This is a genomic window from Streptomyces sp. NPDC002623, from assembly GCF_053592635.1.
This window is the reverse complement of the sequence record NZ_JBSFWB010000012.1, coordinates 57,301-71,889: the sequence shown is the minus strand read 5'-3', so window position 1 is coordinate 71,889 and position 14,589 is coordinate 57,301. Positions and strand designations below refer to the sequence as shown.

Sequence of the window (14,589 nt, the reverse complement as noted above, 5' to 3'; positions counted from 1 at the left end):
TCGGTCCTCGCGCCCCCAAGTCTGCCGCACGCGCCCGGCACTCCCGGCACTTCGCGCGAAAGCGCGCATGTCCCGGGTGCGGAGAGGGAACCCGTAGGCGATCTTGCCCGGCGTGCCGGGCCAGGAACCGCCCGGAACGTGTGTGCGGACGCCCCCGCCAGGACGAGGCGGGCGCACGCTCAGTGACAGAGCCGCGCCTCGTGCTCCGCGTGTCCGATCGGCTCCAACTGGAAGGTGCAGTGCTCCACGTCGAAGTGGTCGCCCAGGCAGCCCTGGAGCTCGTGCAGCATCTTCTCGTGCCCTATGGCGTTCAGCACGTCCGAGCGCACCACCACGTGCGCCGACAGCACCGGCATCCCGGAGGTGATCGTCCAGGCGTGCAGATCGTGGACGTCCTCCACCCCGTCGAGGGCGAGTATGTGGGTGCGGACCTCCGCCATGTCGACGTCCTTGGGAGCCGACTCCAGCAGCACGTCGAGCGTCTCGCGCAGCAGTTTCACGGTCCGCGGCACGATCATCAGGCCGATGACCAGCGAGGCGATCGGGTCAGCGGTCTGCCAGCCGGTGGTGAGGATCACCACCGCCGAGATCAGCACCGCCACCGAGCCCAGCGCGTCCGCGGCCACCTCCAGGAACGCCCCGCGCACATTGAGGCTCTCCGCCTGACCGTGCATCAGCAGCGAGAGCGAGATCATGTTCGCGACCAGGCCGATCGCGCCGAACCAGATCATCAGCCCGCCCTCGGTGGCGGCCGGCGTGAAGAACCGCTGGATCGCCTCGTACAGGACGTAGCCGCCCACCCCGAGCAGCAGCAGACAGTTGGCGAGGGCGGCCAGGATCTCGGCGCGGGCGAGCCCGAAGGTGCGCTTCGCGCTCGGCGGCCGGCTCGCGAAGTGGATCGCCAGCAGCGCCATGCCCAGTCCCAGCGCGTCCGTCGCCATGTGCGCCGCGTCCGCGATCAGCGCCAGGGAGTCCGCGAGCAGCCCGCCCACGATCTCGACCACCATCACGCCGAGCGTGATCGACAGGGCGACGCTCAGTCTGCCGCGGTACGCCGCCGTGGCCGTACCGGTGGTCGGAGCGTGCGTGTGGCCGTGGTCGTGCCCAGCCCCCATGGAAACAGCCCTTCTATGGTCCGTCGCGGGCCGTGGTGTTCTGCCCCGGGATCACAGTGAACTACGGGTGGGGGGTATCCGGCAATGCGGCACTGAACACCGTTGTCATGTGCCCTGACCTGCGGAAACGAATCGCAGGTCAGGGCACCCTCACCGGAGGTTCAGGAGTGGTGCAGCCGCCAGCCCCGCCACGCCGAGTCGACCATCTCGCGTACCCCGCGCCGGGCCGTCCACCCCAGTTCCCGGGCCGCCAGCTCCGCCGAGGCCACCGCGCGCGGCGCGTCCCCGGGCCGGCGCCCCTCGACGACCGCCGGCCGGGTGTCGCCGGTGACCTCGCCGATGAGGGTGACCAGCTCGCGCACCGAGACGCCCTCGCCGCGGCCGATGTTCACCGTCAGATCGCCCGTCGCGTCCGGCGCGGTCAGCCGCCGGGCCGCCGCGAGATGCGCCTCGGCCAGATCCGCGACGTGGATGTAGTCGCGGACGCAGGTGCCGTCCGGCGTCGGGTAGTCGGCGCCGAAGATCCGCGGCGCCTCGTCCCGGGTGAGCCGGTCGAAGACCATCGGGACGATGTTGAAGACGCCGGTGTCGGCCAGCTCGGGCGCCGCCGCCCCGGCCACGTTGAAGTAGCGCAGGCACGTCGTCGCGATGCCGTGCGCCTGTCCCGCCGCCCGGACCAGCCACTCGCCGGCGAGTTTGGTCTCGCCGTACGGGTTCACCGGCGCGCACGGGGTGTCCTCGGTGATGAGGTCCACGTCCGGGTTGCCGTAGACGGCCGCGGAGGAGGAGAACAGGAACCGCCGGATGCCGGCCTCGGCGACCGCTTCGAGGAGGCCGGCCAGGCCGCCCACGTTGTCCCGGTAGTAGCGGGCGGGCTGGGCCACGGACTGGCCGACCTGCTTGTGCGCGGCCAGGTGCACCACACCTGTCACGTCGTGCTCGGCGAGGACCCGCGCGACCAGCTCGGTGTCGAGTGCCGAGCCCTTCACGAGCGGCACGTCCGCTCCGAGGCGCGCGGCGGCCCCGGTGGAGAGATCGTCCAGGACGACGACCCGCTCCCCGGCCGCGGTCATGGCCCGTGCCGCGTGCGCCCCGATGTAGCCGGCTCCGCCGGTGATCAGCCATGTCATGGCTCCAAACCCTATGCCGACGGGCGCGCAGACCCCCGCCCGGGGCAATGTCCCGGATGTCAGGTCTGGGGGGCGCGGTTTGTCGGCCGGGGTGCCGATCACCGATGATGATCTCGGCAAAGGGCGGTTCAAACGGAGTTCAAGCCGCGCTGCGAGGCCAGGTCGATCGTGCCTGAACGGGCGGTGAACACGGGCTTCCCGGCATCCGATAGCCTCTGCCGAATGCCGCCCGCCTGGAGCAGTCACCGGTGAAGTCGCCGGTGCGACCAAGGGGCGCCCCTACCGTGTACATGACCGGCGTTTGACGCGCCGGACCCAGGGAGTGAGTTCGGTTGTCGACCGCCATCCTCACCGGCTCGCCGGTCCCCGGATCGTCGATCGAGGGCGATCTGCGGTCCCTCGGCTTCGAGATCCGGACCGCTTCCGACGCCGCCGAGGCCGAGACCCTTCTCGCCGCCGTCCCCGGCGACCGGCGCGTCGCCGTCGTGGACGCCCGCTTCGTGGGCCACGAGCACGCGCTGCGCCTCGGCCTCACCGACCCGCGCTTCCCGCTCGCCGCGATCCCGGGCGCCGTGACCGCACAGCCGGCCGGCCGCCAGGCCCTGACCCGCGCACTGGCCCGGGAGAACTCCGCGACCGGCGCCACCGCGCTCGCTGTGGACAGCCTTGCGGACCGAGTGATCACCGTCCTGGACGCCGAGGGCGCCGAGGTGCACCACCCCGAGCTGGGCAGCCTGGTCGCGGAGGTCCCCGCCGACCCGCAGGCCCGCAACGAGGCACGGCAGGCCGTCGCCGCCGTCGACGACGAGGCCGTCCGCCTGAAGTCGGCCGTGAAGGCCCGCGACGGCTTCTTCACCACCTACTGCATCAGCCCGTACTCCCGCTACATCGCCCGCTGGTGCGCCCGCCGCGGCTTCACCCCGAACCAGGTCACCACCGCCTCGCTGATCACCGCGCTGATCGCGGCGGCCTGTGCGGCCACCGGCACCCGCGGCGGCTTCGTCGCGGCCGGCGTCCTGCTCATAGCGTCCTTCGTACTGGACTGCACCGACGGCCAGCTGGCCCGCTACTCGCTGCAGTACTCCACGCTCGGCGCCTGGCTCGACGCCACCTTCGACCGGGCCAAGGAGTACGCCTACTACGCCGGCCTCGCGCTCGGCGCGGCCCGCGGCGGCGACGACGTGTGGGCCCTCGCCCTGGGCGCCATGGTCCTGCAGACCTGCCGGCACGTCGTGGACTTCTCCTTCAACGAGGCCAACCACGACGCCACCGCCAACACCAGCCCCACCGCCGCCCTCTCCGACAAGCTCGACAGCGTCGGCTGGACGGTCTGGGTGCGGCGGATGATAGTCCTGCCCATCGGCGAACGATGGGCCATGATCGCCGTCCTGACCGCGGCCACCACCCCCCGCATCACCTTCTACGCGCTGCTGATCGGCTGCTCCTTCGCCGCCGTCTACACCACGGCCGGGCGCGTGCTGCGCTCGCTGACCCGCAGGGCCAGCCGGACGGACCGGGCGGCGAAGGCGCTCGCGGACCTCGCGGACAGCGGCCCGGCCGCCGAGTTCCTCGCCCGCACCCTGCCGAACAGGCACCGCGTCCCGGCCCCCGCCTTCGCCCTCGTCGGCGCCGTCCTGCTGCTGCTCGCGGCCTGGATCGACGGGCCGAGCCTGTCGGTCGTCATCGGCGCCGCGGTCTACGTGCTGCTGTCCGCCGACGCCGTGTCCCGCCCCCTCAAGGGCAGCCTCGACTGGCTGGTCCCCCCGGTCTTCCGGGCCGCCGAGTACGGCACCGTGCTGATCCTGGCCGCACGAAGCGATGTGAACGGAGCGCTTCCGGCAGCTTTCGGACTCGTGTCCGCCGTCGCCTACCATCACTACGACACGGTGTACCGCATCCGCGGCAACGCCGGAGCGCCGCCGGCCTGGCTGGTGCGCGTGATCGGGGGGCACGACGGTCGGACGCTGCTGGTCGCCGTTCTGGTGTGGGTGCTGACCGGCGAGCAGTTCGCCGTCGCCCTCACGGTGCTCGCCGTGGCCGTCGCGCTCGTGGTGCTCGTCGAGAGCACCCGCTTCTGGGTCTCCGCAGGGGCCCCAGCCGTACACGATGAAGGAGAACCCGCATGATCGGCCTCGTGCTGGCGGCCGGCGCCGGACGGCGTCTGCGCCCCTACACCGACAGCCTGCCCAAGGCACTGGTGCCGGTGGGGCCTGCGGGCATAGAGGGCGAACCCACGGTTCTCGACCTCACCCTCGCCAACTTCGCCGAGATCGGCCTGACCGAGGTCGGGATCATCGTCGGGTACCGCAAGGAGGCCGTGTACGAGCGGCAGGCGGCGCTGGAGGCGAAGTACGGCCTCAAGCTCACCCTCATCGACAACGACAAGGCCGAGGAGTGGAACAACGCCTACTCCCTGTGGTGCGGCCGTGACGCCCTCAAGGACGGCGTGATCCTCGCCAACGGCGACACCGTGCACCCGGTCTCCGTCGAGCGGACGCTGCTCGCCGCCCGCGGCGACGGCAAGAGGATCATCCTCGCCCTCGACACCGTGAAGTCGCTCGCGGACGAGGAGATGAAGGTCGTCGTCGACCCCGAGCAGGGCATGACGAAGATCACCAAGCTGATGGACCCGGCCGAGGCGACCGGCGAGTACATCGGCGTCACCCTCATCGAGGGCGACGCGGCACTCGAACTGGCCGACGCGCTGAAGACCGTGTGGGAGACCGACCCGCAGCAGTTCTACGAGCACGGCTACCAGGAGCTGGTCGACCGCGGCTTCCGCATCGACGTGGCACCGATCGGCGACGTCGCGTGGGTGGAGATCGACAACCACGACGACCTCGCCCGTGGACGGGAGATCGCGTGCCAGTACTGACCCGGCTGATCCCCTCGCCGGTCGTCGTGGACATCCGCCCGGGTGCCCTCGACGACCTGGTCGGGGTGCTCGCCGACGAGCGCATCTCGCACTCCGGCAAGCTCGCGATCGCCGTCAGCGGCGGCTCGGGCGCCCGGCTGCGCGAGCGCCTCACCCCCGCCCTGCCCGGAGCCACCTGGTACGAGGTCGGCGGCGGCACCCTCGACGACGCCGTCCAGCTGGCCGGCGACATAAAGGCCGGGCACTACGACGCCGTCGTGGGGCTCGGCGGCGGGAAGATCATCGACTGCGCCAAGTTCGCCGCGGCGCGGGTCGGCCTCCCGCTGGTCGCCGTGCCGACGAACCTGGCGCACGACGGCCTGTGCTCGCCGGTCGCCACCCTCGACAACGACGCCGGCCGGGGCTCCTACGGCGTCCCGAACCCGATCGCCGTCGTGATCGACCTGGACGTCATCCGCGAGGCCCCGGTCCGCTTCGTGCGGGCCGGCATCGGCGACGCGGTGTCGAACATCTCGGCCATCGCGGACTGGGAGCTCGCCCACCGGATCAAGGGCGAGAAGATCGACGGCCTCGCCGCCGCGATCGCCCGCCAGGCCGGCGAGGCGGTCCTCAGGCACCCCGGCGGCATCGGGGACACCGACTTCCTCCAGGTGCTGGCCGAGGCGCTGGTGCTCAGCGGCATCGCCATGTCGGTGTCGGGCGACTCCCGCCCGTCCTCCGGCGCCTGCCACGAGATCAACCACGCCTTCGACCTGCTCTTCCCCAAGCGGGCGGCCGCCCACGGAGAGCAGTGCGGACTCGGCGCGGCCTTCGCGATGTACCTGCGCGGCGCCGTCGAGGAGTCGGCCTACATGGCCCAGGTGCTGCGCCGGCACGGACTGCCGGTCCTGCCGGAGGAGATCGGCTTCACGGTGGACGAATTCGTCCGCGTCGTGGAGTTCGCCCCCGAGACCCGGCCCGGCCGCTACACGATCCTCGAACACCTCGACCTCAAGACCGAACAGATCAAGGACATCTACGCCGACTATGTCAAGGCCATCGGTAGCTGAACTCAGACCGGTCGTGCACCCCCCGGGGGTGAAGGACCGGCGCAGCGGTGAGCACTGGATGGGACGCCTCTACATGCGTGAGGTGTCCCTGCGGGTCGACCGCTACCTGGTGAACACCAGGGTCACGCCCAACCAGCTCACGTATCTGATGACCGTCTTCGGCGTGCTGGCGGCCCCGGCCCTGCTGGTGCCGGGGATCACGGGCGCGGTGCTCGGCGTGGTGTGCGTCCAGATGTACCTGCTGCTGGACTGCGTGGACGGCGAGATCGCCCGCTGGAAGAAGCAGTACTCGCTCGCCGGCGTCTACCTGGACCGGGTCGGCGCCTATCTGACCGACGCGGCCGTGCTGGTCGGCTTCGGACTGCGCGCCGCCGACCTGTGGGGCAGCGGCCGGATCGACTGGCTGTGGGCCTTCCTCGGCACGCTGGCCGCGCTCGGCGCGATCATGATCAAGGCCGAGACCGACCTCGTCGGCGTCGCCCGGCACCAGGGCGGGCTGCCGCCGGTCAAGGAGTCGGCGTCCGAGCCGCGCTCCTCCGGCATGGCGCTGGCCCGCCGGGCCGCCGCCGCCCTCAAGTTCCACCGGCTGATCCTCGGCATCGAGGCGTCGCTGCTGATCCTGCTCCTGGCCGTTGCCGACCAGATGCGCGGCGATCTGTTCTTCTCCCGGCTCGGCGTCGCCGTACTGGCGGGCATCGCGCTGCTGCAGACCCTGCTGCACCTGGTGTCCATCCTCGTGTCGAGCAGGCTGAAGTGAGCGCGCCCGTCAAGGTCGGCGCGGTCGTCATCACCATGGGCAACCGCCCCGACGAGCTCAGGGCCCTGCTCGACTCGGTGGCCAAGCAGGACGGCGACCAGGTCGAGGTCGTCGTGGTCGGCAACGGCTCGCCCGTCCCGGACGTCCCCGAGGGCGTCAGGACGGTCGAGCTGCCCGAGAACCTCGGTATCCCCGGCGGCCGCAACGTGGGCATCGATGCCTTCGGCCCCAGCGGCCGCGACGTCGACGTCCTGCTGTTCCTCGACGACGACGGCCTGCTCGCCCAGCACGACACGGCCGAGCTGTGCCGGCGGGCCTTCGACGCCGATCCGAAGCTGGGCATCGTCAGCTTCCGGATCGCCGACCCGGACACCGGCGTCACCCAGCGCCGCCATGTACCCAGGCTGCGCGCCGCCGACCCGATGCGCTCCTCCCGGGTCACGACCTTCCTCGGCGGCGCCAACGCCGTCCGTACGAAGGTCTTCGCAGAAGTCGGCGGACTTCCGGACGAGTTCTTCTACGCTCATGAGGAGACCGACCTGGCATGGCGCGCTCTCGACGCGGGCTGGATGATCGACTACCGGTCCGACATGGTGCTGTACCACCCGACGACCGCGCCGTCGCGGCATGCGGTGTACCACCGCATGGTCGCCCGCAACCGCGTCTGGCTGGCCCGCCGAAACCTTCCCGCTCCGCTGATCCCGGTCTACCTCGGGGTCTGGCTGCTGCTCACGCTGGCGCGCCGCCCCTCGGGGGCCGCGCTGAAGGCGTGGTTGGGCGGTTTCCGGGAAGGCTGGAGCACCCCGTGCGGGCCGCGCAGGCCCATCAAGTGGCGTACGGTATGGCGGCTGACCCGGCTGGGCCGGCCGCCGGTGATCTGACAAGCTCGTCCCTGAGGGCCCCCGGGCCGTACCGCGGGCTCCCCGGCTCATGCCAGCCTCGTCAAGGCTGCGCATCCCGAAGACGAAAGTTTCCTACTTGTGAGTGAGACAACGCATGACGTCGGAGTCGCGGTGAGTGCGCCTCCGTCGCCCGACGAGGGCCTCACGGCGGCGCAACTGGCCGCCAAGTACGGGCTGGCCGTCAGCGGCGCCCGGCCTCCGCTGCGCGAGTACGTCCGCCAGCTCTGGGGGCGCCGTCACTTCATCCTGGCGTTCTCCCAGGCGAAGCTGGCCGCCCAGTACAGCCAGGCGAAGCTCGGCCAGCTGTGGCAGGTGGCCACGCCGCTGCTGAACGCCTTCGTGTACTTCATGATCTTCGGTGTGCTCCTCGACGCCAGCAGGGGGATGTCCAAGGAGGTGTACATCCCCTTCCTGGTCACGGGCGTCTTCGTGTTCACCTTCACGCAGACCTCGGTGATGAGCGGCGTCCGCGCGATCTCCGGGAACCTGGGCCTGGTTCGCGCCCTGCACTTCCCGCGCGCCTCGCTGCCGATCTCCTTCGCGCTGCAGCAGCTCCAGCAGTTGCTGTACTCGATGCTCGTGCTGTTCCTCGTGGTGATCGGCATGGGCAGCTACCCGGACGCGTCCTGGGCGCTGATCGTCCCGGTGCTGGTCCTGCAGTTCTGCTTCAACACCGGCCTGGCGCTGGTGTTCGCCCGGGCCGGCGCGAAGACCCCCGACCTGGCGCAGCTGATGCCGTTCGTGATGCGGACGTGGATGTACGCGTCCGGCGTGATGTTCTCCATCCCCGTCTTCCTCGCGGACAAGCCGCAGTGGGTGGCGAACGTCCTGCAGTGGAACCCGGCCGCCATCTACATGGACCTGATGCGCTTCGCGCTCATAGACGAGTACGGCGCCGAGAACCTCCCCGACCATGTCTGGGCGGTCGCGGGCGGCTGGGCGGCGCTGGTGGCCATCGGCGGCTTCGTGTACTTCTGGAAGGCCGAGGAGAGGTACGGCCGTGGCTGAGCCGCTCGCGGGGCAACGGTCGGGACAGCACGTCCCGACCGTCATCGCCGACGAGGTCCACATCGTGTACCGCGTCAACGCGGCCAAGACCGGCAAGGGCAGCGCGACCGCCGCCCTCAGCCGGATCGTCAGGCGCGGCTCCGACGACGAGCAGCGCGGGGTGCGCAAGGTGCACGCCGTGAGGGGCGTCTCTTTCGTCGCCCACCGCGGCGAGGCCATCGGCCTGATCGGCTCCAACGGCTCCGGCAAGTCCACGCTGCTGCGCGCCATCGCCGGTCTGCTGCCGCCGGAGAAGGGCAAGGTCTACACCGACGGCCAGCCCTCCCTCCTCGGCGTCAACGCGGCCCTGATGAACGACCTCACGGGCGAACGCAACGTGACGCTCGGCGGTCTGGCGATGGGCATGTCCCGCGAGCAGATCAAGGAGCGCTACCAGGAGATCGTCGACTTCTCCGGCATCAACGAGAAGGGCGACTTCATCACCCTGCCGATGCGCACCTACTCCTCCGGCATGCAGGCCCGGCTGCGCTTCTCCATCGCCGCGGCGAAGGACCACGACGTGCTGATGATCGACGAGGCCCTGGCCACCGGCGACGCGAAGTTCCGCAGGCGTTCCGAGGCGCGGGTGCGGGCGTTGCGCGAGCAGGCCGGCACGGTGTTCCTGGTCAGCCACAGCAACCAGTCGATCAGGGACACCTGCGACCGTGTGCTCTGGCTGGAACGCGGCGAACTGCGCCTGGACGGACCGACCGAAGAGGTCCTCAGGGAGTACGAGAAGTTCTCCGCCAAGTAGGACAGGCAGGGTAGGCGGTGTGATGCGGGCCAGGGCCTCGCCGGAACTGTCCGGCGGGGCCCTGCGTCTGCAAAGGAAGCGTCAACTCCGCGGCGCCTTAGGAATCTTGACGCCAATCGGTGTGTTGTTGTGATGTGCAGGACACCCCCGCGAACCGCACTCCGTTGTACAACGTAAGCTGGACCGGTCCCCAAATGCATCAAGTGGGGCGATAATGCGCGACACCCATGGTCCGGGCCGCCGCGCGGGCGGCCGGGCGGCGTGTCCGAAATAGTGCGTATTAGGTCCGCAGTGTAGAACGGGAGATGTGACGGCAATGGCTACGGAAACTCCCCAGCTCGACGCAGGCCGTGCCGTCCCCGCCCCGGGCGGCCGACGATGACGGCGCCGGTCGCGCCACGCACCGGCGACCCCGAACGCGGCACGCTCGACAAGGCCGCGCACGAGAACTTCCCCGTGGCCCCGTTCTTCCTGCCCAGGGCCTGGCGCGACGATCTGATGGCGGTCTACGGCTTCGCCCGGCTCGTCGACGACATCGGCGACGGCGACCTGGCCCCGGGCGGCGCCGACGCCCGGCTGCTCGGCGTGTCGGCCGCCGAGGCCGAGGACCGCCTGGTCCTGTTGGACGCCTTCGAGGCCGATCTGCACCGGGTCTTCGGCGTGTTCGACGGCACCCCCCGCCACCCTCTGCTGCGCCGCCTCCAGCCGACCGTGCGCCGTCACTCGCTCACCCCCGAGCCCTTTCTCGGCCTGATCGCCGCCAACCGGCAGGACCAGCTCGTCACCCGCTACGAGACCTACGACGACCTGCTCGCCTACTGCGAACTGTCGGCCAACCCCGTCGGCCGCCTCGTCCTCGCGGTGACCGGCACCTCGACCCCCGAGCGGATCCGGCTCTCCGACGCGATCTGCACCGCACTGCAGATCGTCGAGCACCTGCAGGACGTGACCGAGGACCTCGGTCAGGACCGTGTCTATCTGCCCGCCGCGGACATGAAGCGCTTCCACGTCCAGGAAGCCGATCTCGCCACCGCAACCGCGGGCGCATCGGTGCGCGCACTGGTCGCGTACGAAGCGCAACGCGCCCGCGATCTCCTGAATGAAGGTGCCCCCCTGGTGGGTAGCGTCCACGGCAGGCTGAGGCTGCTGCTCGCAGGGTTCGTGGCGGGGGGACGGGCGGCGATCCACGCGATCGCCGCCGCCGAATACGACGTACTTCCCGGCCCGCCCAAGCCCGGCAAGCTGAAATTGCTGCGCGAGGTGGGCGTGACCCTGCGAGGAGAGGGGTGATCCGGACCGTGGAGTCGTCACCGCACGTGTCCGCACCGGTACTCGCCGCCTACGGCTACTGCGAGGCCGTCACCGGACAGCAGGCCCGTAACTTCGCGTACGGCATCAGACTGCTGCCCACGCCCAAGCGCCGCGCGATGTCGGCCCTGTACGCGCTCTCGCGCCGTGTCGACGACATCGGCGACGGCGCGCTGGACGACGACGTCAAGATCGCCAGGCTCGAGGACACCCGCGCGCTGCTCACCCGGCTGCGTGCGGGCGAGGTCGAGGAGGACGACACCGACCCCGTCGCGGTCGCCCTCGCGCACACGGCCCGGGTCTTCCCGGTCCCGCTGGGCGGGCTGGACGAGCTGATCGACGGCGTGCTGATGGACGTGCGCGGCGAGACCTACGAGACCTGGGACGACCTGAAGGCGTACTGCCGCTGTGTGGCGGGCGCCATCGGGCGACTCTCGCTCGGGGTGTTCGGCACCGAGCCGGGGGCGCGCGGCGTCGAGCGCGCGCCGGAGTACGCCGACACGCTCGGGCTCGCACTCCAGCTCACGAACATCCTCAGAGACGTCCGTGAGGACGCGGCGGGCGGCCGGACCTATCTGCCCGCCGACGACCTCGCCAAGTTCGGCTGCTCGGCCGGGTTCGACGGACCGAAGCCGCCGGAGGGCTCCGACTTCGCGGGCCTCGTCCACTTCGAGGTGCGCCGGGCCCGCACCCTGTTCGCCGAGGGCTACCGGCTGCTTCCCCTGCTCGACCGGCGCAGCGGCGCCTGTGTCGCCGCCATGGCCGGCATCTACCGCCGTCTCCTCGACCGCATCGAGCGCGACCCCGAGGCGGTGCTGCGCGGCCGGGTCTCGCTGCCCGGCCGGGAGAAGGCCTACGTCGCCGTGCGCGGCCTGTCGGGACTGGACGCCCGGCATGTGTCACGGCAGACCGTCAGGAGGCACACCTGATGGACGCGGCGGGCGACACAGTGGGCCAAGGTGATTCCACCGGCGAAAAGCGGCGCGCAACCCTCCGGTGCGGCGCGGCGTCCCTGACTGCGACGGCCTGCGGTGCAAAGTTCAAGCACCATGGCCGGCCTGCACGGGAGGGTGCACGATGAACGACGAGCAGCTCGCGGACGCCGAGGGGGCGTCCGGTCCCGCAGGACGCAGCGCGGTCGTCGTCGGGGGCGGGCTCGCCGGGGTGACCGCCGCACTCGCGCTCGCGGACGCGGGCGTACGCGTGACGCTGCTCGAAGGCCGGCCCCGGCTGGGCGGCCTGGCCTTCTCCTTCCAGCGCGGCGAACTGACCGTCGACAACGGACAGCACGTGTATCTGCGCTGCTGCACCGCCTACCGCTGGTTCCTCGACCGGATCGAGGGCGCCGCGCTGGCGCCGTTGCAGAACCGCCTCGACGTGCCCGTCGTCGACCTCGCCAAGCCCGAGGGGCGGCGGCTGGGCAGACTGCGGCGCGACGCACTGCCCGTGCCCCTGCATCTGGGGCGCAGCCTCGCCGCGTATCCGCATCTCTCCCTCGCCGAACGCGCCAGAGTGGGCCGGGCCGCGCTCGCGCTCAAAGGGCTCGACCTCGCCGATCCGGCCCTGGACGCAACCGACTTCGGCAGCTGGCTGACCGCGCACGGCCAGTCGGCACGCGCCGTCGAGGCACTGTGGGACCTGGTCGGGGTCGCCACCCTCAACGCGGTCGCGGGCGACTCCTCGCTCGCTCTCGCCGCGATGGTGTTCAAGACCGGTCTGCTGTCCGACCCGGGCGCCGCCGACATCGGCTGGGCGCATGTCCCGCTGGGCGAACTGCACGACCGGCTCGCCCGCAAGGCGCTCGACTCCGCGGGCGTGCGCACCGAGGTCCGTACACGCGTCACCTCCATCTCTACTGACGAGAACGGGACTTGGAGCGTTCAGGTTCCCGGCGAGACGCTCCGCGCCGACACGGTCGTGCTCGCCGTGCCCCAGCGCGAGGCCTACGACCTGCTCCCCGAAGGGGCGCTGGACGACGCGCGGCGGCTGCTGGAGATCGGCGTCGCGCCCATCCTCAACGTCCACGTCGTCTACGACCGCAAGGTGCTCGACAAGCCGTTCTTCGCGGCCCTCGGCACCCCCGTGCAGTGGGTCTTCGACCGCACCCATGCCTCCGGGCTGCGCACCGGCCAGTACCTCGCCCTGTCCCAGTCCGCCGCGCAGGACGAGATCGACACTCCCGTCGCCGCACTGCGCGAGCGCTACCTGCCCGAGCTGGAGAAGCTGCTGCCGGGCACGCGCGGCGCCGAGGTGCAGGACTTCTTCGTGACCCGGGAGCGCACGGCGACGTTCGCCCCCGCCCCCGGCGTCGGGCGTCTGCGGCCCGGCGCCCGCACCAGAGCCCCCGGCCTGTACCTGGCCGGAGCGTGGACCGCCACAGGGTGGCCCGCGACCATGGAGAGTGCGGTCCGCAGCGGCGTGAGTGCGGCCGACGCCGCGCTGAGCGCCCTCGGCCGGCCCCGACCCAGCCGACTCTTCGCATTCGAGGAGGCGGCGTGATGCTCGATCAGCACGGCTCGGCACACCCCCGCACCCCCTCCGGTACCGCAACAAGAGGAGAAACTGTGCCCACTGTGCCCCCGGCCATGCCGGCCGCTCGGAGGACGGCGGTGGACGTGACCGCGCTCCTGGAGCGCGGCCGCACCCTGGCCACACCGGTGCTGCGGGCGGCGGTCGACCGTCTGGCGTCGCCCATGGACACGGTCGCCGCCTATCACTTCGGCTGGATCGACGCCCAGGGCCGGCCGACCGACGGCGACGGCGGCAAGGCGGTGCGCCCGGCGCTCGCCGTGCTCTCCGCCGAGGTCACGGGGGCGGCCCCCGAGGTCGGCATCCCCGGCGCGGTCGCCGTGGAACTGGTGCACAACTTCTCGCTCCTGCACGACGACCTGATGGACGGCGACGAGCAGCGCCGGCACCGCGACACCGTCTGGAAGGTGCACGGCCCCGCCCAGGCCATCCTGGTCGGCGACGCCCTGTTCGCCCTCGCCAACGAGATCCTCCTCGAACTCGGCACGGTGGAGGCGGGCCGCGCGACCCGCCGCCTGACCACCGCCACCCGCGCCCTGATCGACGGCCAGGCCCAGGACATCTCCTACGAGCACCGCGACCGCGTGAGCGTCGAGGAGTGCCTGGAGATGGAGGGCAACAAGACCGGCGCCCTGCTGGCCTGCGCCAGCTCCATCGGCGCCGTGCTCGGCGGCGCGGACGAGCGCACCGCCGACACGCTGGAGAAGTACGGCTACCACCTCGGCCTGGCCTTCCAGGCCGTCGACGACCTCCTCGGCATCTGGGGCGACCCGGTCGCCACCGGCAAGCAGACCTGGAGCGACCTGCGCCAGCGCAAGAAGTCCCTGCCCGTGGTGGCCGCGCTCGCGGCGGGCGGCTCCGCCTCCGAGCGGCTCGGCGAGATGCTCGCCGCGGACGCCAAGAGCAGCGACTTCGAGACCTTCTCCGAGGAGGAGTTCGCGGCCCGCGCCGCGCTGATCGAGGAGGCGGGCGGCCGTGAGTGGACCGCCGAGGAAGCACGCCGTCAGCACACCGTCGCCATCGACTCCCTGAACGCCGTCGACATGCCCGAGCAGGTGCGGGACCGGTTCACGGCGCTCGCCGACTTCGTCGTCGTACGAAAGAGATGATCACTATCGGTCGA

14 protein-coding genes are annotated in these 14,589 nt (G+C 71.3%); 12 read left to right on the top strand and 2 right to left on the bottom strand.

Annotated features, from left to right (window positions below):
• Positions 1-179 precede the first annotated feature (179 nt).
• Together ACWD4O_RS22785 and galE are read right to left on the bottom strand one after the other, a co-directional pair.
• Positions 180-1,115, bottom strand: coding sequence for a cation diffusion facilitator family transporter (locus ACWD4O_RS22785; protein WP_450948036.1), 936 nt, complete (start codon positions 1,113-1,115; stop codon positions 180-182).
• A gap of 161 nt (positions 1,116-1,276) precedes the next feature.
• Complete coding sequence (gene galE / locus ACWD4O_RS22780) at positions 1,277-2,245, bottom strand: UDP-glucose 4-epimerase GalE (protein ID WP_451282279.1); 969 nt, start codon at positions 2,243-2,245, stop codon at positions 1,277-1,279.
• A 332-nt stretch (positions 2,246-2,577) separates the two neighbouring features.
• Between galE and ACWD4O_RS22775 the strand changes: the two genes are divergently transcribed.
• From ACWD4O_RS22775 to ACWD4O_RS22720, 12 genes are all read left to right on the top strand, one after another.
• On the top strand, positions 2,578-4,371 hold the full coding sequence (locus tag ACWD4O_RS22775) for a DUF5941 domain-containing protein (protein ID WP_451282277.1): 1,794 nt from the start codon (positions 2,578-2,580) through the stop codon (positions 4,369-4,371).
• On the top strand, positions 4,368-5,120 hold the full coding sequence (locus tag ACWD4O_RS22770; protein WP_451282275.1) for a phosphocholine cytidylyltransferase family protein: 753 nt from the start codon (positions 4,368-4,370) through the stop codon (positions 5,118-5,120). Before ACWD4O_RS22775 ends, ACWD4O_RS22770 begins: the two co-directional genes overlap by 4 nt.
• Positions 5,108-6,169 (top strand): iron-containing alcohol dehydrogenase family protein, encoded by a 1,062-nt coding sequence (locus ACWD4O_RS22765; RefSeq protein ID WP_451282273.1) that lies wholly within the window; start codon positions 5,108-5,110, stop codon positions 6,167-6,169. Before ACWD4O_RS22770 ends, ACWD4O_RS22765 begins: the two co-directional genes overlap by 13 nt.
• The gene (locus ACWD4O_RS22760) at positions 6,147-6,926 is read left to right on the top strand and encodes a CDP-alcohol phosphatidyltransferase family protein (protein ID WP_451282271.1); all 780 of its coding nucleotides are present in this window, start codon (positions 6,147-6,149) and stop codon (positions 6,924-6,926) included. The genes ACWD4O_RS22765 and ACWD4O_RS22760 overlap by 23 nt, the downstream gene beginning before the upstream one ends.
• Positions 6,927-6,961: 35 nt before the next feature.
• Positions 6,962-7,807: a glycosyltransferase family 2 protein gene (locus ACWD4O_RS22755; RefSeq protein WP_451282566.1), complete on the top strand. Its 846-nt coding sequence runs from the start codon at positions 6,962-6,964 to the stop codon at positions 7,805-7,807.
• A gap of 99 nt (positions 7,808-7,906) precedes the next feature.
• The gene (locus ACWD4O_RS22750) at positions 7,907-8,836 is read left to right on the top strand and encodes an ABC transporter permease (RefSeq protein WP_450948042.1); all 930 of its coding nucleotides are present in this window, start codon (positions 7,907-7,909) and stop codon (positions 8,834-8,836) included.
• The gene (locus ACWD4O_RS22745) at positions 8,829-9,629 is read left to right on the top strand and encodes an ABC transporter ATP-binding protein (RefSeq protein WP_358804089.1); all 801 of its coding nucleotides are present in this window, start codon (positions 8,829-8,831) and stop codon (positions 9,627-9,629) included. Before ACWD4O_RS22750 ends, ACWD4O_RS22745 begins: the two co-directional genes overlap by 8 nt.
• Before the next feature lie 378 nt (positions 9,630-10,007).
• A complete protein-coding gene (gene hpnC, locus ACWD4O_RS22740) occupies positions 10,008-10,919 on the top strand; it encodes a squalene synthase HpnC (RefSeq protein ID WP_451282269.1) in 912 nt (303 codons plus the stop codon).
• Positions 10,916-11,866, top strand: a complete 951-nt coding sequence (gene hpnD, locus ACWD4O_RS22735; protein WP_451282267.1) for a presqualene diphosphate synthase HpnD — start codon at positions 10,916-10,918, stop codon at positions 11,864-11,866. Before hpnC ends, hpnD begins: the two co-directional genes overlap by 4 nt.
• Positions 11,866-12,018: a DUF6380 family protein gene (locus ACWD4O_RS22730; protein ID WP_451282265.1), complete on the top strand. Its 153-nt coding sequence runs from the start codon at positions 11,866-11,868 to the stop codon at positions 12,016-12,018. The genes hpnD and ACWD4O_RS22730 overlap by 1 nt, the downstream gene beginning before the upstream one ends.
• Complete coding sequence (hpnE, locus tag ACWD4O_RS22725; RefSeq protein WP_451282263.1) at positions 12,015-13,436, top strand: hydroxysqualene dehydroxylase HpnE; 1,422 nt, start codon at positions 12,015-12,017, stop codon at positions 13,434-13,436. Before ACWD4O_RS22730 ends, hpnE begins: the two co-directional genes overlap by 4 nt.
• A 74-nt stretch (positions 13,437-13,510) precedes the next feature.
• The gene (locus ACWD4O_RS22720) at positions 13,511-14,575 is read left to right on the top strand and encodes a polyprenyl synthetase family protein (protein ID WP_451282565.1); all 1,065 of its coding nucleotides are present in this window, start codon (positions 13,511-13,513) and stop codon (positions 14,573-14,575) included.
• Positions 14,576-14,589 lie beyond the last annotated feature (14 nt).